Origin of the sequence: Pseudomonas sp. BMW13, from assembly GCF_013357275.1 — a bacterium.
GTDB lineage: Bacteria > Pseudomonadota > Gammaproteobacteria > Pseudomonadales > Pseudomonadaceae > Aquipseudomonas > Aquipseudomonas khazarica.
Window position 1 is genome coordinate 22666 of sequence record NZ_SUKD01000010.1, and the last position, 19009, is coordinate 41674.

The window sequence follows — 19009 nt, forward strand, 5'->3', positions numbered from 1 at the left end:
CGGATCACACTGGTGATTCCTCACTCCCAAGGAGACAGGGCTCATGGCTCATCGAGATGTGCTGGACGCGCTGCAGCGCGACTATACGACCCGCGCCGAGGCGATTCGCCGCGATCTGGGGCGCACCCATTCGGCTGATTTCGCCGAGCAGGCGCAGCAACGGCAGAACGATGAAGTGCTGGAGGCCCTGCTGGCCGAGGCCGAGCAGGGCCTGGTGCGGGTGCGCCAGGCGCAGCAGCGGCTGGCCGAAGGGCGCTATGGCGAATGCCTGTGCTGTGGCGAGCCGATCGATGCGGCGCGCCTGGCCGCCATGCCGGTCGCCGAGTACTGCCTGCACTGCGCCGAGTTCAACTGAGCGGCGCTTCGACCTCCTGCAGCAGACGGCGGGCGGCCGAGTCGGCGGCGTCGATGTAGGGTTGCAGGACGCTGGCCGCGCCGGCGCGATTGAAGGCTTCCAGGTCGCCTTCGCGGAAGGCGCTGAGGGTCACGCTGCCGCGAAAGCCGGCACTGCGCGCGGCGCGCAGCAGCAATGCGTTGACCTCGCGCTGGGGGATGGTGCTGACCAGCGCGCGGGCCTGCTGCAGGGGCAGGTGGGCGATGAAGTCGGCGTCCTCGGCATCGCCGTAGCACACGGCCAGGCCGGCCTGGCGGGCGCTGGCCAGCGCCTGTGGGTCGAAGTCCACGCCCAGCACGCGCAGGCCGCCCTCCTGCAGGCGGTGCGCCAGCTCGCGCCCGTAGCGACCGAGGCCGTAGACGATGACTTCCGGCTGTGCCTGGGCGGGGGCGTTGTCCTCGGCATTCTCGCGGTGGGCGACTTTTCGCTCGAACAGCCCGAGCCAGGGAGACAGGCGTTCGAACAGCGGTTGCGAGTAGAGAATCATGTAGGTGGACAGGGTGATGGTGATGATTCCCACCAGGGTCGTCAGTCCCAGTGCCGCTCCGCCCACGTGGCCGAGGCTGATGCCCATGGCGACGAAGATGATGGAGAACTCGCTGATCTGCGCCACCGTCAGGCCGGCCATGAAACCGGTGCGCTTGCGGTAGCCCATGGCGCCCATGATGGCCATGACGATCAGGGGGTTGCCGATCAGCACGAACAGCGACAGCAGCACGGCGCTGCCGATCTGCTGGTGCAGGTAGGAAAAGTCCAGCTGGATGCCCAGGTGCAGGAAGAAGAACAGCAGGAGGAAGTCACGCAGGCTGGTCAGGCGGCTGGCGATCGCCTCGCGCAACGGCGTGGAGGCCAGGCAGAAACCGGCGATGAACGCGCCCAGCTCCTTGGACAGGCCAAGTGCCTCGGCACCGCCCGCCAGCAGCGTACCCCAGGCGATCGCCACCAGCATCAGCAGTTCGGGGGAGCGGGCCATGGGGGTCAGCAGGCGGGGCAGGGCGAAGCGCATCAGCAGGTAGAGCACCAGGAGGCTGGCCAGCAGCGCGCCGATCAGGGCCAGCGGTGACAGGCCCGTGTGCTCGCCACTGGCCGGCTGGTACAGGCTGATCACCAGCATCGCCAGCACCACGGCGATGTCCTGCACGATGAGGAAACCCATGGCGATGCGCCCGTGCAGCGAGTCGATCTCGCCTTTGTCCGACAGCAGCTTGACGATGATGATGGTGCTGGAGAAGGTCAGCGCGACGGCCACGTAGCCGGCGCTCGTCCAGTCCAGGCCCAGCAGGCGGCACAGGGCCAGGCCGGCGAGGATGGTGAAGGCCAGCTGCCCCAGGCCCGTGGCCAGGGCCACCGCACCCAGGGTGCGTACCAGGTGCATGTCCAGCTTGAGACCGACGACGAACAGCAGCACGGTGATGCCGATTTCCGACAGCAGGCTGATGGAACTGTGATCGCCCGACAGGTTCATCACCGCCGGGCCGGCGAGAATGCCGACCAGGATGTAGGCGATGATCAGCGGCTGGCGCAGCTTCACGGCGAGCATGCCGAGCAGCGCGGACAGGCTGAGCAGGGCGGCGATTTCCTGAAAGGCACTCATAGGCAAGGTTCCTTGTGGTGGGGCTGCCTGTCGATGGTGCAGGCTTGGTGGGGCAATGCGTGGCAGCTTATCGCAGCACCGTTTTTGCGCATTGCCTTGAATCAAGCCTTGATCCTCTTCGCGCCACAGGCCCAGAATCACCCCATGTTTTGCGGAAGACTCCGCCCGCTATAAGGATCGCCAATGTCCAAGCGTAGCCTCGATGCTTTGCGCCTTGCCCCCGAATCACTGACCCGCCCCTTCGCCCCCGAGCAGTTCAATTTCGACAGTACCGATGATCTCGAACCCTTCCGCGGCGTGCTGGGCCAGGCGCGCGCGGTCGAGGCCCTGCAGTTCGGCGTGGCCATGCCGCGCCCGGGCTACAACGTGTTCGTCATGGGCGAGCCGGGTACCGGGCGCTTCTCCTTCGTCCAGCGCTACCTCAAGGCGGAAGCCAAGCGCATGGACACCCCGGCCGACCGCGTCTACGTCAACCACTTCGACGAGCCACGCGAGCCGCGCGCCCTGGAGCTGCCTGCCGGCACCGCCGGCGATTTCATCGCCGATATCAATCAGCTGATCGACAACCTGCTGGCCACCTTCCCGGCGGTGTTCGAGACGCCGACCTACCAGCAGAAGAAGAGCGCCATCGACCGTGGCTTCAACAAGCGCTACGACCAGGCGCTGGACGTGATCGAACGGCTGGCGCTGGAGAAGGGGGTGGCGCTGTACCGCGACAGCAGCAACATCGCCTTCACCCCGATGGCGGACGGCAAGGCGCTGGACGAAGCCGAGTTCGCCCAGCTGCCGGAGGCCGACCGCGAGCGCTTCCACGCCGATATCGCCGAGCTGGAAGAGCGCCTGAACGAAGAACTGGCGAGCCTGCCGCAATGGAAGCGCGAATCGAGCAACCTGCTGCGCCAGCTCAACGAAGAGACCATCACCGTGGCCCTGCAGCCGCTGCTGGCGCCACTGTCGGAGAAGTACGCGGAGAACGCCGGTGTCTGCGCCTACCTGCAGGCCATGCAGGTCAACCTGCTGAAGACCGCGGTCGAGCAGCTGGTGGATGTGGACAAGGCCGACCCGCAGCTGCGCAAGCTGCTGGAAGAAATGTACTGCCCGAGCCTGGTGGTCGGCCATCACGCCAATGGCGGTGCGCCGGTGGTGTTCGAGTCGCACCCGACCTACGACAACCTGTTCGGCCGTATCGAATACAGCTCCGACCAGGGGGCGCTGTACACCAGCTACCGGCAGCTGCGTCCCGGCGCCCTGCACCGGGCCAACGGCGGCTACCTGGTGGTCGAGGCGGAGAAGCTGCTCGGCGAGCCCTTCGTCTGGGAGGCGCTGAAGCGCGCCCTGCATTCGCGTCAGCTGAAGATGGAGTCGCCGCTGGGCGACCTGGGCCGCATTGCCACCGTGACCCTCAACCCGCAGGTCATCCCGCTGCAGCTCAAGGTGGTGATCATCGGCTCGCGCCAGCTCTATTACGCGCTGCAGGATCACGATCCGGACTTCCAGGAGATGTTCCGTGTGCTGGTCGACTTCGACGAGGACATCCCGCTGGCCGAGGACAGCCTGGAGCAGTTCGCCCAGTTGATGAAGACCCGCACCTCGGAAGAGGGCATGGCGCCGCTCACCGGCGCGGCCGTGGCACGCCTGGCCACCTACAGTGCGCGTCTGGCCGAGCACCAGGGGCGCCTGTCGGCGCGGATCGGCGATCTGTTCCAGCTGGTCAGCGAGGCCGACTTCATCCGTCAGCTGGCCGGTGAAAGCATCACCGAGGTCGGCCATATCGAGCGTGCGCTGAAGGCCAAGGCGACCCGCACCGGGCGGGTCTCGGCGCGGATCATCGATGACATGCTGGCCGGCATCATCCTCATCGACACCAGTGGCGCTGCCGTGGGCAAGTGCAACGGCCTCACCGTGCTGGCCGTCGGCGACTCGGACTTCGGTGTGCCGGCGCGTATCTCCGCCACCGTCTATCCCGGCGGCAGCGGCATCGTCGATATCGAACGCGAGGTGAGCCTCGGCCAGTCGATCCACTCCAAGGGGGTGATGATCCTGACCGGCTTCCTCGGCAGTCGCTATGCCCAGGAATTCCCGCTGGAGATTTCCGCGAGCATCGCCCTGGAGCAGTCCTATGGCTACGTCGATGGCGACAGCGCCTCGCTGGGCGAGGTGTGCACGCTGATCTCCGCGCTGTCGCGCACGCCGCTCAAGCAGTGCTTCGCCATCACCGGTTCGATCAACCAGTTCGGCGAAGTGCAGGCGGTCGGCGGGGTAAACGAGAAGATCGAGGGCTTCTTCCGGCTCTGCGAGGCGCGTGGCCTGACGGGCGAGCAGGGGGTGATCATCCCGCATTCCAACGTCGCCAACCTGATGCTCGACGAGCGCGTGCTGCAGGCGGTGCGCGCCGGCCAGTTCAACGTCTACGCCGTGCGCCATGTCGATGAGGCCCTGAGCCTGCTGGTCGGCGAGCCGGCCGGGCACCCCGACGAGAAGGGCCGTTTCCCCAAGGGCAGCGTCAACGCCCGGGTGGTCGAGCGCCTGCGCGATATCGCCGAGATCGGCCTGGAGGAAGAGAGCAAGCCGGTCGAGGCCGAGAAAGCCAAGGTCGAGAAGGCCAAGGCCGAGGCCGCCAAACCGGCCAAGGCACCCCGACGCAAGAAGGGCGAGGAGGAGGGCGGCGCCAGCTGATCGAATCTTGCACGACTGTCCCGGATCGCCTGAGGTAGCTGCCCCAGGCATCTTGCTCACCCGTCATGCACAGAGTTATCCACAGATTGCGTGAATAACTTTGGCTTCACAGTGCAAGCGTTCGGGGTGTAGGCTGAGGTCTGGATTCTGCGAGGGTCGTCGTCATGTCGCGCAGCCTCTGCCTTACCCGCCAATGCCTGGGCCTGGTGACCCGCATCGAATGCATCATCAGGCCACTGGCAGGAGACAACGGACGTTGGACGTTGCTCTGCGCTGCCGGGATGTCGGGGGCGCAACCTTCTGCGATCCGGGCCCAGGGCCCGTTCCACGGGCCTTTCGTCGCCGAGGACGTGCTCGAGGCGATCGCCGAGAGCCTGTTCGTGCAGGGATATGTCGAGTGCAGCGAACCGCCGATCTGGCGCGTGCACCTGCAGGCCGAGCTGCGTCGCGTCAACGGTGAGCGCTACAGCCTGCCAGGGGCCTTCCAGCGTCATCCCGAGACCGACGGGCAGAGCTGAGCGGCAGCGCCCCCCCAGGGCTGCCCAGGCCCCGGTCCAGAGGGTTATCCACAATTTCACCGATGCTTCTGCTGCGGCCGGCTGCTGGTTATACTCGCCGCCGTTTTTCTTTTCCTTCTGTGAGCCACACATGGAACGCTTACTCGAAAACGCGATGTATGCCTCGCGCTGGTTGCTGGCGCCTATCTACTTCGGCCTGTCGCTCGCGCTGCTGGCCCTGTCGCTGAAGTTCTTCCAGGAAATCTTCCACATCCTTCCGCACGTGTTCGAGAAGAGCGAGTCGGAGCTCATCCTGGTGCTGCTGTCGCTGATCGACATGGCACTGGTCGGCGGCCTGCTGGTGATGGTGATGATCTCCGGCTACGAGAACTTCGTCTCGCAGCTGGACATCGATGAAGGCAAGGAGAAACTCGACTGGCTGGGCAAGATGGACTCCAGCTCGCTGAAGATGAAGGTTGCCGCCTCCATCGTGGCGATCTCCTCGATTCACCTGTTGCGCATGTTCATGGATGCCCAGCAGATCGAGAACGAGAAGCTGAAGTGGTACGTGATCATTCACATGACGTTCGTCGCATCCGCCTTCGCCATGGGCTATCTGGACAAGCTGACCAAGCCCAAGCACGACTGACCCGCACGCCCCCGACCGCCCGTCCGAACATGACGGGCGGTCTGCTTTTCAGGTTTGAGTTTTTCCTGTGTTGTACAAGAATCAATTTTGTATAGGTTCTTGTATAGTTTAACCAGGAGGCCGACCTGATGAATCTGCATGACCTGTCTATCCACGCCCAGGCCGGGCGTATCGATGAACTGAACCTGATTTCCCTGGAGGGCGGTATCTATCTGCTCGAAGCGCAGATGGACGGCCGCAGCCATCCGATTCTCGACCCGCGCGGCAGCACGCTGAACCTGCGCTCGGTCGAGCACGCACGGGACGTCCTGCAGGAAATGCCGGCGCTGCCCTTCTTCCTGGTGCACAGTTCGGTGCACGACGAGATGTGCGGCATGCCGTCGGCTGACAACAGCCTGCGCGTGCCCATCGCCTTCCGTTCCAGTTGGTGACTGCCTCGTTCACGCGCGAGCCGGGTGTGCGCCGGCTGGTGCTGATCCTGGGGGACCAGCTGACGCCGGGCCTCGGTGCGTTGCAGGACATCGACCCGCAGCGCGATCACCTGCTGCTGGCCGAGGTAATGGAGGAGGCCAGCCATGTGCCGCACCACCCGCAGAAGATCGCCCTGATCTTCAGCGCCATGCGCCATTTCGCCGAGCAGTTGCGCGAGCAGGGGCTGCAGGTGCATTACGTGACCCTGGACGATGTGGACAACAGTGGCTCGCTGCCGGGCGAGCTGCTGCGCTGGACGCAGCAGCTCGATCCTGCCGAAGTGCACCTGACCGAATGCGGCGACTGGCGTCTGGAGCAGGCGCTGCGCCACTGCGGCGTGCCGATCCACTGGCATGCCGACTCGCGCTTTCTCTGCAGCCGGGAGGCCTTCGCCGACTGGGCGCAGGGACGCAAGCAGCTGCGCATGGAGTACTTCTACCGTGAGATGCGTCGCCGCAATGGCCTGCTGCTCAACCCCGACGGCACGCCCGAGGGCGGCGCCTGGAACTTCGACGCAGACAACCGCAAGGCGTTGCCGCGCGAGGTGCAGCCGCCCGCGCCGTTACGGATCGAGCCGGACGCCATCAGCCGTGAGGTGCTGGCGCTGGTGGCGCAGCGCTTCCCCGACCATTACGGCAGCCTGGACGGCTTCGACTATCCGGTGACGGCAGAACAGGCCGAGCGTCTCTGGCAGCACTTCCTCGTCCGGGGCCTCGCCGACTTCGGCGATTACCAGGACGCCATGGCCGACGACCAGCCGTTTCTCTTTCACTCGCGCATCAGTGCCGCATTGAACATCGGCCTGCTCGACCTGCGACGGATCTGCGCCGAGGTCGAGGCGGCCTACCGCGCAGGGGATGTGCCGCTGAACGCGGCCGAGGGCTTCATTCGCCAGCTGATCGGCTGGCGCGAGTACGTGCGCGGCATCTACTGGCTGCGCATGCCCGACTATGCCGAAGGCAATGCATTCGGCAACTCGCGTGCGTTGCCGGCGTTCTACTGGACCGGCGAGACGCGCATGAACTGTATGCGTCAGGCGATCGGCCAGACCCTGCGGCACGCCTATGCACACCACATCCAGCGGCTGATGCTCACCGGCAACTTCGCCCTGCTCGCCGGCATCGCGCCCAAGGCCATCTGTGACTGGTACCTGGCGGTGTACATGGACGCCTTCGACTGGGTCGAGTTGCCCAATACCCTGGGCATGGTGATGCACGCCGATGGCGGCTACCTCGGCTCCAAGCCCTACTGCGCCAGTGGTCAGTACATCAAGCGCATGTCCGATCACTGCCAGGGTTGCAGTTACAAGGTGAGCGAGAGCACCGGTGAGTCGGCCTGTCCGTTCAATGCGCTGTACTGGCACTTCCTCATGCGTCACCGCGACCCCCTGCAGCGCAACCCGCGCATGGGCATGGTCTACCGTAACCTGGCGCGCATGGACGACGCCCGGCAACAGGCGCTCTGGGACTGGGGGGAACGCCTGCTGGCGCGGCTGGATGCCGGAGAAATGCTGTGAAGAAGGGTGAGCTGCCGGTGAAGCTGTGCGCATGCTGCGGCCTGCCCTTCACCTGGCGCAAGAAGTGGGCACGCTGCTGGGACGAGGTGCGCTACTGCTCCGAGCGCTGCCGCCGTGCACGCCGCTCTGCGGTTCAGACCTGAAAACGCGCGACCATGCCCTGCATATCGGCCGCCAGGTTCGACAGGGCGCGGCTGGCGGTGCTGGTCTGTTCCGAGCCGGCCGAGTTTTGCAGCGACAGGTCGCGGATGTTGACCAGGTTGCGGTCCACCTCGCGGGCGACGTGGGCCTGCTCTTCGGTCGCGCTGGCGATCACCAGGCTGCGCTCGCCGATCTCGGCGATCGACTGGATGATCTGCTGCAGCGCGCTGCCGGCGCCCTGGGCGATATCGAGGGTGTGCTGGGCCAGGCCGTTGCTCGACTCCATGGCATGCAGCGCACGCTCGGTATCGTTCTGCACGGTGCCGATCATGGTTTCGATTTCCCGCGTCGACTGGCCGGTCTTGTGCGCCAGCGCGCGGACCTCGTCGGCGACCACGGCGAAGCCACGGCCCGCCTCACCGGCACGCGCGGCCTCGATGGCGGCGTTGAGGGCGAGCAGGTTGGTCTGTTCGGCGATGCCGCGAATCACATCCAGCACCTTGCTGATGCCGCGAATCTTGTCGGCCAGTTCACCGAAGTCGCTCGAGGTGCCATCCACATTGCTGGCCAGCTGGCTGATCGACGACAGCGTCTGGGCGATGCGTTCGCTGCCCTGCTGGGCGACCTGGCCCGACGCGTTGGCGCTTGCCGAGGCACTGGCGGCGTTGCGCGCCACCTCGTCCACCGCCGTGCTCATCTCGGTGACGGCCGTGGCGGCCTGGTCGATCTCCTGGCTCTGCTGGTGCAGGTTGAGCGCCGTGTTCTCGGTCACGGCGCTGAGTTGTTCGGCGGCGGAGGCCAGCTGGTCGGAGGCATCGGCGATCTGTTCGATGGTGCCGCGCAGGTTGCCTTGCATGCTCTTCAGGGCCAGCAGCAGCCTGGCCGGTTCGTCGTTGCCCCGGGTGTCGAAGCTCAGGGTCAGATTGCCGCCCGCCACCGAGTCGGCCACCTGCACGGCCTCGGCCAACGGCCTGACGATGCTGCGCGTCAGCAGCGTCGCGAGGATCGCCGTGGCGATGGCCGCCAGGGCCATGGCCAGCACGGTGCCGCGCAGGGCATGGCTGTACACGGCGCCGGAGGATTGTGCCGCCGCTGACGCGCCCTGGCGGTTCAGCGCGATCAGGGCGTTCAGGGCTGCGACCATGGCGTCGGACTGCTCGTTGAAACTGCCGCCAAGTACGTTGTGAGCCTTCTGCCGGTCACCCTGGCGCAGGTCCTCGACGAGTTGCTTGCGCAGGGCGAGATAACTGGCTTCCGCGGCCTTGAAGCGATCGAACTGGGCGCGCTCCTCGCTCGAGCTGATCAGGGTTTCGTAGCGTTGCTGGGCCTGCTCCAGGTCGGCGAGCAACTCGTCGGCCAGTGGCATGCTCGCCTGCAACTGCTGGGCGTCTTCGCTCAACGCCATGCGCAAGGTCACTGCACGCAGGCGCAGGACGTCCTGGGTGACGTCGCCGAGGGTATTGAGGCTGGGTATCCAGTTGTCCTCGACCTCGCTGGAGTGGGCATGCATGCTGCGCATCTGCTGCAGCGCGAAGCCCCCCAGCGCGAACACCAGTAACGCAATCAAGCCAAACCCTATTGCGGCGCGTGGGGCGATGGAGATGGATCTGAAGTTCATGCTGGCGGTACCCGAGTTGTGATGGCGGTGGCCAGGCCTTGCCTGGCCTGGTCCGCGAAGGTCATTTCGCCTGTGGCGCGTCGCTGAGGTCCTGCTGCAGGGCCTCTATCTGCTCGTACAGCCCCTCGACGATGGCGACCAGGGCCGGGTCGAAGTGCTTGCCCGACTGTTCGCGGATGAAGGCCTGCGCCTTCTCCCGTGGCCAGGGAGCCTTGTAGGGGCGCGCCATGCGCAGGGCGTCGTAGACGTCGCAGATGGCGACGATGCGCCCGGAGAGTGGTATCGCCTCGCCTTTCAGACCTTCAGGATAGCCGCTGCCGTCCCATTTCTCGTGGTGGCTCAGGGCGATCTCTGCTGCCAGGGCGGTCAGTTCCGAGGCGTGCTGGTCGGAAAGAATGGCGTGGCCGATCTGCGGGTGCTGCTGCATCAGCTGCCGCTCGTCATCGTTGAGCCTGCCGGGCTTGAGCAGGATCTCGTCGGCTATGCCGATCTTGCCGACGTCGTGCATGGGTGCCGCCTGGCGGATCAGCTCGACCCAATGCGGGTCCATGCCGTGGGCCTGGGCGATCAGCGCGGCGGACTCGCCGATGCGCATGATGTGGTTGCCGGTCTCGTTGTCACGGTAGGCCGCTGCGCGCGACAGGGTACGCACCACCGCGCCGTAGCTCTGGCTCAGTTGCGCGGTGCGCTCGCGCACGCGTTGTTCCAGGGTGCGGTTGGCTTCGTGCAGGGCCAGGGTCGCCTGGTTCATCTGCAGGCTGTTGTGCACGCGCAGGATCATCTCGGGCAGGTCGACCGGCTTGCTCAGGTAGTCGTTGGCGCCCAGCTCCAGGCCGGTACGGCGGCTGGCCGCGTCGCTGAGGGCGGTGATGATGATGATCGGATTGGTGCTGCGGTCGCGACCGGACAGTGCACGCAGGATATCGAAGCCGTTGGGGGCGGGCATGTCCAGGTCGAGCAGCAGCAGGCTCCAGGGGTTGTGCTGCAGCCATTCCAGCGCAGCGGCGGAATCCGAGAAGCTGATGGTGTTGCGCAGGCCGAAGGCCTTCAGGCTGGATTCGAGCAGGCGGCTGTTGGCGACCACATCGTCGACGATGACCACCCGTGATTGCTGGAAGTCCTTAGAGAGCATGCGGTGCCTCCTGGCCAGTCAGGTCTCGGACCAGCTGGTAAAGCTCGTTGGGGTCGATGGGTACGGCGAGCAGGGCACTGACGCCGAGCCCCACCAGCTCCTCGAGCTGGTCCTCACGGCTCAGCAGCACGACCGGCAGGTCTGCCAGCTCGGGGCTCTGGTGCAGCGTGCGCAGCAGTTCGCGCCCGTCCAGGCCGTGCATGTCCACGCTCAGCAGCAGCACGTCGGGCCGCTGGGCGCGCAATGCCGTCAGCAGTTCGCGGCCATCGTCGAACTGCAGCAGGTCGGAGTCCGACAGCGCCAGGCTGACGAGTTCGCGGTTACGCTCATCCAGGTCGCCGTGATAGACGCGGGCCCTGGCCTTGTGCGGCTGCTCCGTGGCGGTGCGCTCGGACTCCCTGTAGCGGGGCAGGCTGATCCAGAAGCGGCTGCCGTGCTCGGGCTGGCTTTCCAGGCCCATCTCGCCGTTCATCAGGGCGGCGTACTCCTTGCACAGCGAGAGGCCAATCCCGGTGCCCTGGATGGCGCCGTTCTCCTGGCCGAGGCGCTGGAACGGTTCGAACAGCAGCGGTTGCAGCTCGCTGGCGATGCCCATGCCGGTGTCGCTGACCATCAGTCGGACCTGTTCATCCCGGGCCTGGCAGCTCAGGGTGATGCTTCCGGCGGGGGTGTACTTGATCGCATTGGAGAGCAGGTTCAACAGCACCTGGCGCAGGCGCCGCTGATCGGCCAGCACCGGCAGGGGCTCGCTCGGCAGCGACACCTGCAGGCTCAGGCCGCGTGCTTCGACTTCCGGGGCGACCAGGTCCGCGCACTCGTGCATCAGCTCGACGGCGTCGACCTTCTGCAACTCCAGGCGCGGTTGATCGCTCTGCAGGCTGGACCAGTCGAGAATGTCCCCGACCAGCTGGTTGAGGTGACGGCTGGCCAGCAGAATCTCTTCCAGGTAGTCGGTCTCCTGGACGTCTTGCGGTGCCTGTTGCATGCGCATCAGCTGGGCGAAGCCCTGAATGGCATTGAGCGGGGTACGCAGCTCATGGCTCATGCTGGAGATGAACTGGCTCTTGGCCAGGCTGGCCTCCTGCGCTTCATGGGTGGCGCGCTGCAGCTGGGTGGCATTGCGCTCCAGTTGCTGGCCCATGGATTCGACGTCGTCGATGATGGTTTCCAGCTCGGCGATGGTGGTCGCCGGGCGCTTCGGCTTCCAGTTGCCCTGGCCTATTTCACGGAGCATGGCGACGATGCCGCCGATGGGCTGGCGCAGCCGCTCGGTCAACTTGCGGGCGCGGCCCCACATGAAGGCGAAGAACACCAGGTAGAACAGCACCAGGCCGGCGATCAGCAGGTAGCCGATGTCGCGGTAGTGGCTGGCCAGGGCATTGGTCTGGCTGAACACCACGCTCTCGTCGACGATCGCCAGCAGGTGCCAGCCCGTCGCCGGGATACTGGCCCAGGCCACCAGCTTGGGCTGGCCATCAAGCGACATGGCGAGGACACCATTGCTGCGCTCGCCGATGCTTTTCGCCAGGGCCATGGTGTCGTTGCGCTTCAGCAGGTTGAAATCTTCCGGCTTGAACAGCTCCGAGCTGATGGCGTCATCGTAGGAGTGCGTGGTCAGCTCGCTGAGGCCAAAGTCCGTTTCACCGGCCGGAGGCAAGGCCATGATGTTCATCTCGTTGCTGACGATCACCGCGTAGCCGCCCCAGGGCACGTCCAGGCCCTGGATATGTTCGAGCAACTTGCTCACGGTGACGTCCAGGCCGACCACTCCCTCGAGGAAGTCGCCCCGAAACACCGGGGCGATGGCGGAGAGCATCCAGCCCTGGCCTGCCGGGTCGAGGTAGATGTCGGTCAGCTCGACCTTGCGCTCGGGGTTGTGCGCGGCGTCCGCCAGGTAATAGAAGTTGAAGTCCGGGATGACCATGTCGTGAGGGTACTGCTGCGACGTGTCGAACCAGGGGTAGATGCGGTTGTAGCTGTCCCAGCTGTTGAAGTAGATGCTGGCGACCAGCGGATTCTGCCGCACCGTTTCGCGCATCAGCGGGTCGAGCTGGGCGAGCCGGGCGACCTTGCTCAGGTCCTGCTGCTGCAGCGGCGTCACGTTGGAGTAGAAGGACGCCGAGCCGCCGTCATCCTCGGCGCTGTAGCGCACGCCACTGGGCGTGACGGCCAGTTCGGCCGGGGCGACAGGTCGCTGGTCGTGCAGGGTCTGCTGGGTCAGCGCCGCGTAGGTGGATGTCAGCCGCGAGATATGGCCCAGTTCGCTTTCGAACAGATGGGCTTCCTGTTCGGCCGCGCTTTGCAGGTCGTTGAGTGCGGTCTCGCGCAGGTGGGACATCTGCGCATCACGAATGGAGACGTTGCTGATCAGATAGACGCTGATGAGTACGGTTTCCACCAGGATCAGCGGGATCAGGGCCGTTTGAGCGAAAGCACGCCATATCCATGTCCGAAGACTGACGCGAGAGCTATCTTGCATGACGCACTCTCCTGCGCGGGGAAGCGAACGAATGATATCAATATGATATCTGTCCTTTTCTTAAGTGAGGCTTAGCTAAAGGTAGTAGCAAATGCGTGGCACCGAGGGCGAGCTGGCCATTTGCGTTCGGCAGGCTGGCGCGGCGTCCGGTCGAATCCTGTTCTGTGCTAGGCTGGCCGACCTTTTTGTAGCCCCAAGCGGAGCCTTTTCATGTCCGAATTCACCTTCAGCCCCGATCTGTCCTCCGACGAGGGCCGCGTCAGTTACGGCATCGGTCGTCAACTCGGTGGTCAGCTGCGCGACAACCCGCCGCCGGGCGTCGACCTGCAGGCCATCCTCGCCGGTCTGACCGATGCCTTCTCCGGCCAGGCCAGTCGCGTTTCCGAGGCCGAGCTGGGGGCCAGCTTCAAGGTCATCCGCGAGATCATGCAGGCCGAAGCCGCTGCCAAGGCCGAAGCGGCTGCTGGCGAAGGCCGTGCCTACCTGAGCGAGAACGCCAAGCGTGACGGCGTGACCGTATTGCCGTCCGGCCTGCAGTACGAAGTGCTGGTGGCGGGCGAGGGCGCCAAGCCGTCGGCCGAGGACCAGGTGCGTACCCATTACCACGGCACGCTGATCGACGGCACCGTGTTCGACAGCTCCTACGAGCGTGGCCAGCCGGCTGAATTCCCGGTGGGCGGCGTGATTCCGGGCTGGGTCGAGGCCCTGCAACTGATGGGTACCGGCAGCAAGTGGCGCCTGCACGTGCCGAGCGAGCTGGCCTATGGCGCCCAGGGCGTCGGCAGCATCCCGCCGCACAGCGTGCTGGTGTTCGACGTCGAGCTGCTCGACATCCTGTAAGCGCCATCCGCAGGCGGGTCACTGGCGTTACCCTTGCATCGTGATCACGGTGCAAGGGTGAAGCGTCGCCCATCCTGCGCGGCTGCAACGAAACGGGGCGCCCTGGTGACAGGGCGCCCCGTTTGCGTTTTGGCGCCAGGGCTGGCGCTCGACGTGTCGCTCAGGGTCGCAAGGCCCTGGCATAGCAGAACAGGAACAGGCTGCGCACCAGCTCCTTGAGCACGATGGGCTCGCTCGAACTCAGTTCATGCAGGTCCAGGTCACCCTGGTCACGCAGCTCGTCCAGCGCATCTTCTTCCAGCACGGCGCAGACTTCGCCGGTCTGGCGGTTGAGGATACGCAGGTAGGGATGTGGCCGATCCAGCCAGGCATCGATCAGGTAGGTCATGGCAGTTCTCCTTGGCCGTCTTTACGTAACTGAGAATAATTCCTATTACGCAAATAGCAAGGATTAATTGCGACCTTCTGTCGGTTGGGTGAATCAGCAGCTGGCTGGCAGGGGGGCCGACGGGAAGGCTCTGGCCGCGACAGGCGCAGCCGGAGCCCTCCCATGGGGCGATCAGTGAGCGGGCGAGGCCTCGGCCTGCGCCTGTGGCTGCGCGTCCGGCTTGGCCAGCAGGCTGTAGACGCAGGGCAGGACGAACAGGGTGAACAGGGTGCCGACGCTCATGCCGGTGGCGATCACCAGGCCGATGTCGAAGCGGCTCACCGCACCGGCACCGGTGGCGAAGATCAGCGGCAGCATGCCGAACACCATCGCGGCAGTGGTCATCAGGACCGGGCGCAGGCGGATCGCCGCGGCCTCCTCGATGGCCTCGCGCAGGGGCAGGTCCTTCTCGTGGCGCAGCTGGTTGGCGAACTCGACGATGAGGATGCCGTGCTTGCTGATCAGGCCGATCAGCGTCACCAGGCCCACCTGGGTGTAGATGTTCATCGTCGAGAAACCGAGGAAGATCGGGATCAGCGCGCCGCAGATCGACAGCGGCACGGTCACCAGGATCACCAGCGGGTCACGGAAGCTTTCGAACTGCGCCGCCAGCACCAGGAAGATGATCGCCAGCGCCAGGGCGAAGGTGACGAACAGCGCGCTGCCTTCCTGGATATACTGACGCGAGGCACCGGCGTAGTCGAAGCTGTAGCCGCGTGGCGCTTCTTCCCGGGCGATGGCGGTGATGGTGTCGATGGCCTCGCCCTGGCTGACGATGGCCACGCCCTCGATGATTGCCGAGTTGAGCTGCTGGAACTGCTTGAGCTTGGTCGGTCGGGCGCGATCGCTGAGGGTGATCAGCGTACCCAGCGGGACCATGCTGCCGCTCTCGCTGCGCACGTAGTAGTTGTCCAGCCAGCCCGGATTCTCGCGGTAGGCGCGCTCGACCTGGGCGATCACCTTGTAGCTGCGGCCGTCGATGGTGAAGCGGTTGATCTCGCCTTCGCCGAGCAGGCTGGCCAGGGTGCTGCCGAGGTCCTCCATGGACACGCCCATCTGCGCGGCCTTCTCGCGGTCGATGTCGACCACGATCTCCGGCTTGTCGAAGGCCAGGTCGATGTTGAGGAAGGCGAACTTGCCCGACTCCTGCGCACGCGCCTTGACCCGCTCGGCCACCTGCAGCAGCGACTCGTAGTCGTTCGGCGTGTTGATCACGAACTGGAACGGCAGGCCTTCACCGGTACCCGGCAGCGACGGCAGGTTGAAGCCGAAGATCTGCAGGCCGGGGATATGGTTCAGCTTGGCCTGCACCTCGGGAAGAATCTCCATCTGCGTGCGGTCGCGCTCGTCCCAGGGCGTCAGCAGGAAGCCGCCGATGCCCGACTGCACACCGTCGAAGCCGTTGATCTGGAACGACGAGTAGTACTCGGGGAAGGTCTTGAAGATCTCCACGAACTGGTTGGTGTAGGCGTTGACGTAGTCGAGGTTGGTCGGCTGCGGTGCGTTGGCGAAGAGGAACACGATGCCCTGATCTTCCTCGGGCGCCAGTTCGCTCTGGGTGAAACTGAGCAGCACCGGGATCAGCGCCATGACGATCAGGCCGAACACCACCACCACCGGACGGGTGTTGAGGGTGCCGTGCAGCATCTTCTGGTAACGCTGCTTGAGCTTGTCGAAGATCATGTCCAGGCGATGGGCCAGGCCCGAGGGGTTTTCCTCGTGGCGCAGCAGCTTGGCGCACATCATCGGCGACAGGGTCAGGGCGACGATACCTGAGATGATCACCGCACCGGCCAGGGTCAGGGCGAACTCCTTGAACAGCGCCCCCGTCAGGCCTTCGAGGAAGCCGATCGGCGCGTACACGGCGGCCAGGGTGATGGTCATCGAGATCACCGGCACGGCGATCTCGCGGGCGCCCTCGATGGCGGCATCGAAGGGGGTCTTGCCTTCCTCGATGTGGCGGTGGATGTTCTCCACCACGACGATGGCGTCGTCCACCACCAGGCCGATGGCCAGCACCATGGCCAGCAGAGTCAGCAGGTTGATCGAGTAGCCCATCAGCTGCATGAAGAACAGCACGCCGATCATCGACAGCGGAATGGTCACCACCGGGATCAGGACCGAACGGAAGGCGCCGAGGAACAGGAACACCACGACGATGACGATCAGCACGGCCTCGGCCAGGGTCTTCACCACTTCGTCGATGGAGGCCTGGATGAACTGGGTGGCGTCGTAGGCGATGGCCACCTTGAGGTTCGGCGGTAGCTGCGCTTCCAGCTCGGGCAGGGCCTTGCGCACTTCCTTGATCACGTCCAGCGGGTTGGCGCTGGGGGTGCCCTTGATGGCGATGTACACCGAGGGGATGCCATCGAAGGAGCTGATCGAGTCGTAGTTGGCCGCGCCCATCTCCACGCGGGCGATGTCACGCACCAGCACGCGGGTGTCGCCGACCGTCTTCACCGGGATGGCACCGAAGGCGTCGACCGACTTCAGGTCGGTGCTGGCGTTGATGCTGGTGACCACGTACTGGCCCTTCACCTCGCCGGCGGCGGAGAGGAAGTTGTACTTGCGCACCGCGCTGTTGAGGTCGCCGGCGGTAACGCCATAGGCAGCCATCTTCACCGGGTCCAGCCACAGGCGCATGGCGAACACCTGGTTGCCGAGGATCTGCGCCTCGGCCATGCCGGACAGGGTGGCCAGCTTGGGCTGGATCACGCGCGACAGGTAGTCGGTGATCTGCGGGTTGGACAGCTCGTCGCTGTAGAAGCTGACGTACATCAGCGCCGAGGCGTCGGCGGCCTCCTTCGACAGCACCGGGTCCTCGGCATCCTGCGGCAGCTGGTTCTTCACCTCGTTGGCCTTGGCCAGCAGTTCGGTGAACAGGCGGTCGCTGTTGGCGCCGATACGCGCGTAGATGGAGATCGTGGACAGGTTCTGCTGGCTCGACGAGGTCATGTAGTCGATGCCTTCGGCGCTGGCCAGGCTCTGCTGCAGGGGCTGGGTGATGTAGCCCTGGATGGTCTCGGCGTTGGCTCCGGGGTAGGAGGTGGTCACCGTGATCAGGGCATTCTCCATCTGCGGGTACTGGCGGATGACCAGCTTGCTGAACGCCTGGAAACCGAGCAGGACGATCAGCAGGCTGACCACGGTGGCCAGCACCGGGCGGCGGATGAAGGGATCGGTAAAAGCCATAAGGGTTTCCTTGGCCGCCCTGCGGCGGCCTGTCTATCAACAGTTGCGCACGTTCCGCGCCGCTCCCCGTTCGTGGGGAGGGGCCGGGGTACGGGAGCATCGTGGCGCTACCCGTTTCCCCTCGTCGGGTCCCTCCGCGGAGGGGCCCGGCGCGACGCACGCTCAATCGAACAGCATTACAACGGAGGCGAAGTCACTGCGCAGTGACGTCAGCCGGTTCGTCTGTCCCGAGCTGCTGCGCCTGGTCGTCGACGATGGCCACGTGGGCACCGTTGTCCAGCTTGAGCTGGCCGGAGGTGACCACCTGCTCGCCGGCCTGCAGGCCCTTGCTGACCACTACGCGACCGTCACGGCGCTCGCCGGTCTCGACGAAGCGGCGTTCGACGGCCAGTTGCGTGGTGCCGTCGGCATCCTTGACCGGTTCGCCGTCCTCGCCCTTCTTCTCGGCGATGACGTACACCGAGTTGCCGTACAGGGTGTAGGTGATGGCGGTTTCCGGGACCACGACGCGCGGCTGGTCATCCGGCAGCAGCACTTCCAGGTTGGCGAACATGCCCGGCAGCAGTTTCTCGTCCGGGTTGTTCAGCGTGGCACGCACCTGCAGGTTGCGCGTCTCGTTCTCCACCTTGGGGTTGATCGCGCTGATGCGACCGTCGAAGGACTGCCCCGGATAGGCGGCGACGCTCAGCTTGACCGGCTGACCGACCTGCAGCTGCGGCGCACGCTGCTCCGGGAGGAAGAAGTCGACATGCAGGCGTGACAGGTCCTGCAGGGTGGCGATGGTGGCGCCTGGCGAGAGGTAGTCGCCGGTGTCGACCTGACGGATACCGATGGTGCCGGCGAATGGCGCACTGATGCGCTTCTTCTCCAGCTGCGCCTTGAACTGGGCGACGCTGGCGCTGGCCTTCTGCAGGGTCGAGGACAGGCGGTCGAACTCGCTCTTGGAGATGTTCTGCCGGCTGACCAGGCTGCGTCCGCGCTCGAACTCGACCTGCGCCAGGCTGCGTTCGGCCTCGGCGGTGGCCAGGCTGGCGCGCTCCACTTCGCTGTCGAGCTGGATCAGCGGCTGGCCCTGGGTCACTTTCTGCCCGGACTCGAACATCACGTCGCGCACGATGCCTTCCACTTCTGCGGCAAGGTCGACGCCCTGGAATGCCTTGAGGGTGCCGATGGCGGGCAGGCGGCCTTGCCACGGCTGCTCTTCGGCATGCGCTGCGGACACGCTGATGGCCGGCTGCGGGGCCGAGAACATCTGGATCTGCTGGTAGATGGAGAAGCCTTTGTAGGCGGCGAGGGCGAGTACCACGAGCAGTACGACGCCGAGCATGATGAGCATGCGACGGAGCAACATATTCCGTTTCCTTGGCGAGCAGGGGGAGGCCT

Annotated in this window: 15 protein-coding genes; 8 read left to right on the forward strand and 7 right to left on the reverse strand. The window is 65.4% G+C overall.

Annotated elements, in window-relative coordinates; genetic code table 11:
• The first annotated feature begins 43 nt into the window (after positions 1–43).
• The gene (locus E4487_RS08240) at positions 44–355 is read left to right on the forward strand and encodes a TraR/DksA C4-type zinc finger protein (protein ID WP_037047077.1); all 312 of its coding nucleotides are present in this window, start codon (positions 44–46) and stop codon (positions 353–355) included.
• On the opposite strand, the gene E4487_RS08245 is transcribed toward E4487_RS08240, so the two are convergent.
• Complete coding sequence (locus E4487_RS08245; RefSeq protein ID WP_175253117.1) at positions 348–1988, reverse strand: cation:proton antiporter; 1641 nt, start codon at positions 1986–1988, stop codon at positions 348–350. The two genes, E4487_RS08240 and E4487_RS08245, sit on opposite strands and share 8 nt — an antisense overlap.
• 183 nt (positions 1989–2171) lie before the next feature.
• Here E4487_RS08245 and E4487_RS08250 point away from each other — a divergent pair, with 183 nt between their 5' ends.
• The 6 genes from E4487_RS08250 (at position 2172) to E4487_RS08275 (ending at position 7940) form a co-directional block, all read left to right on the forward strand.
• A complete protein-coding gene (locus E4487_RS08250; RefSeq protein WP_037047080.1) occupies positions 2172–4664 on the forward strand; it encodes a Lon protease family protein in 2493 nt (830 codons plus the stop codon).
• Between the two features lie 164 nt (positions 4665–4828).
• Positions 4829–5182 (forward strand): hypothetical protein, encoded by a 354-nt coding sequence (locus tag E4487_RS08255; protein ID WP_037047082.1) that lies wholly within the window; start codon positions 4829–4831, stop codon positions 5180–5182.
• A 130-nt stretch (positions 5183–5312) separates the two neighbouring features.
• Complete coding sequence (locus tag E4487_RS08260; RefSeq protein ID WP_037047085.1) at positions 5313–5810, forward strand: TIGR00645 family protein; 498 nt, start codon at positions 5313–5315, stop codon at positions 5808–5810.
• Between the two features lie 128 nt (positions 5811–5938).
• Entirely contained in the window at positions 5939–6241 is a 303-nt protein-coding gene (locus E4487_RS08265; RefSeq protein WP_037047088.1) for a DUF6482 family protein, read from the forward strand.
• The gene (locus E4487_RS08270) at positions 6238–7797 is read left to right on the forward strand and encodes a cryptochrome/photolyase family protein (RefSeq protein WP_244976481.1); all 1560 of its coding nucleotides are present in this window, start codon (positions 6238–6240) and stop codon (positions 7795–7797) included. The genes E4487_RS08265 and E4487_RS08270 overlap by 4 nt, the downstream gene beginning before the upstream one ends.
• Positions 7794–7940, forward strand: a complete 147-nt coding sequence (locus E4487_RS08275) for a DUF2256 domain-containing protein (RefSeq protein WP_081876413.1) — start codon at positions 7794–7796, stop codon at positions 7938–7940. Before E4487_RS08270 ends, E4487_RS08275 begins: the two co-directional genes overlap by 4 nt.
• On the opposite strand, the gene E4487_RS08280 is transcribed toward E4487_RS08275, so the two are convergent.
• The 3 genes from E4487_RS08280 to E4487_RS08290 all read right to left on the reverse strand — a co-directional run bounded on the left by E4487_RS08280 (position 7931) and on the right by E4487_RS08290 (position 13167).
• Entirely contained in the window at positions 7931–9556 is a 1626-nt protein-coding gene (locus tag E4487_RS08280; protein WP_037047095.1) for a methyl-accepting chemotaxis protein, read from the reverse strand. The genes E4487_RS08275 and E4487_RS08280 overlap by 10 nt on opposite strands.
• Before the next feature lie 61 nt (positions 9557–9617).
• Complete coding sequence (locus E4487_RS08285) at positions 9618–10688, reverse strand: HD domain-containing phosphohydrolase (protein WP_037047099.1); 1071 nt, start codon at positions 10686–10688, stop codon at positions 9618–9620.
• A complete protein-coding gene (locus E4487_RS08290; protein ID WP_175253118.1) occupies positions 10678–13167 on the reverse strand; it encodes an ATP-binding protein in 2490 nt (829 codons plus the stop codon). The genes E4487_RS08285 and E4487_RS08290 overlap by 11 nt, the downstream gene beginning before the upstream one ends.
• Before the next feature lie 210 nt (positions 13168–13377).
• Between E4487_RS08290 and E4487_RS08295 the strand changes: the two genes are divergently transcribed.
• Positions 13378–14007 (forward strand): FKBP-type peptidyl-prolyl cis-trans isomerase, encoded by a 630-nt coding sequence (locus E4487_RS08295; protein WP_037047105.1) that lies wholly within the window; start codon positions 13378–13380, stop codon positions 14005–14007.
• Positions 14008–14167: 160 nt separating this feature from the next.
• Here the strand turns inward: E4487_RS08295 and E4487_RS08300 are convergent, their stop codons facing one another.
• From E4487_RS08300 to E4487_RS08310, 3 genes are all read right to left on the reverse strand, one after another.
• A complete protein-coding gene (locus E4487_RS08300) occupies positions 14168–14395 on the reverse strand; it encodes a hypothetical protein (protein WP_037047109.1) in 228 nt (75 codons plus the stop codon).
• A 171-nt stretch (positions 14396–14566) separates the two neighbouring features.
• Complete coding sequence (locus E4487_RS08305; RefSeq protein ID WP_175253119.1) at positions 14567–17626, reverse strand: multidrug efflux RND transporter permease subunit; 3060 nt, start codon at positions 17624–17626, stop codon at positions 14567–14569.
• A 193-nt stretch (positions 17627–17819) separates the two neighbouring features.
• Positions 17820–18977 (reverse strand): efflux RND transporter periplasmic adaptor subunit, encoded by a 1158-nt coding sequence (locus tag E4487_RS08310; RefSeq protein WP_175253120.1) that lies wholly within the window; start codon positions 18975–18977, stop codon positions 17820–17822.
• Positions 18978–19009: the final 32 nt, after the last annotated feature.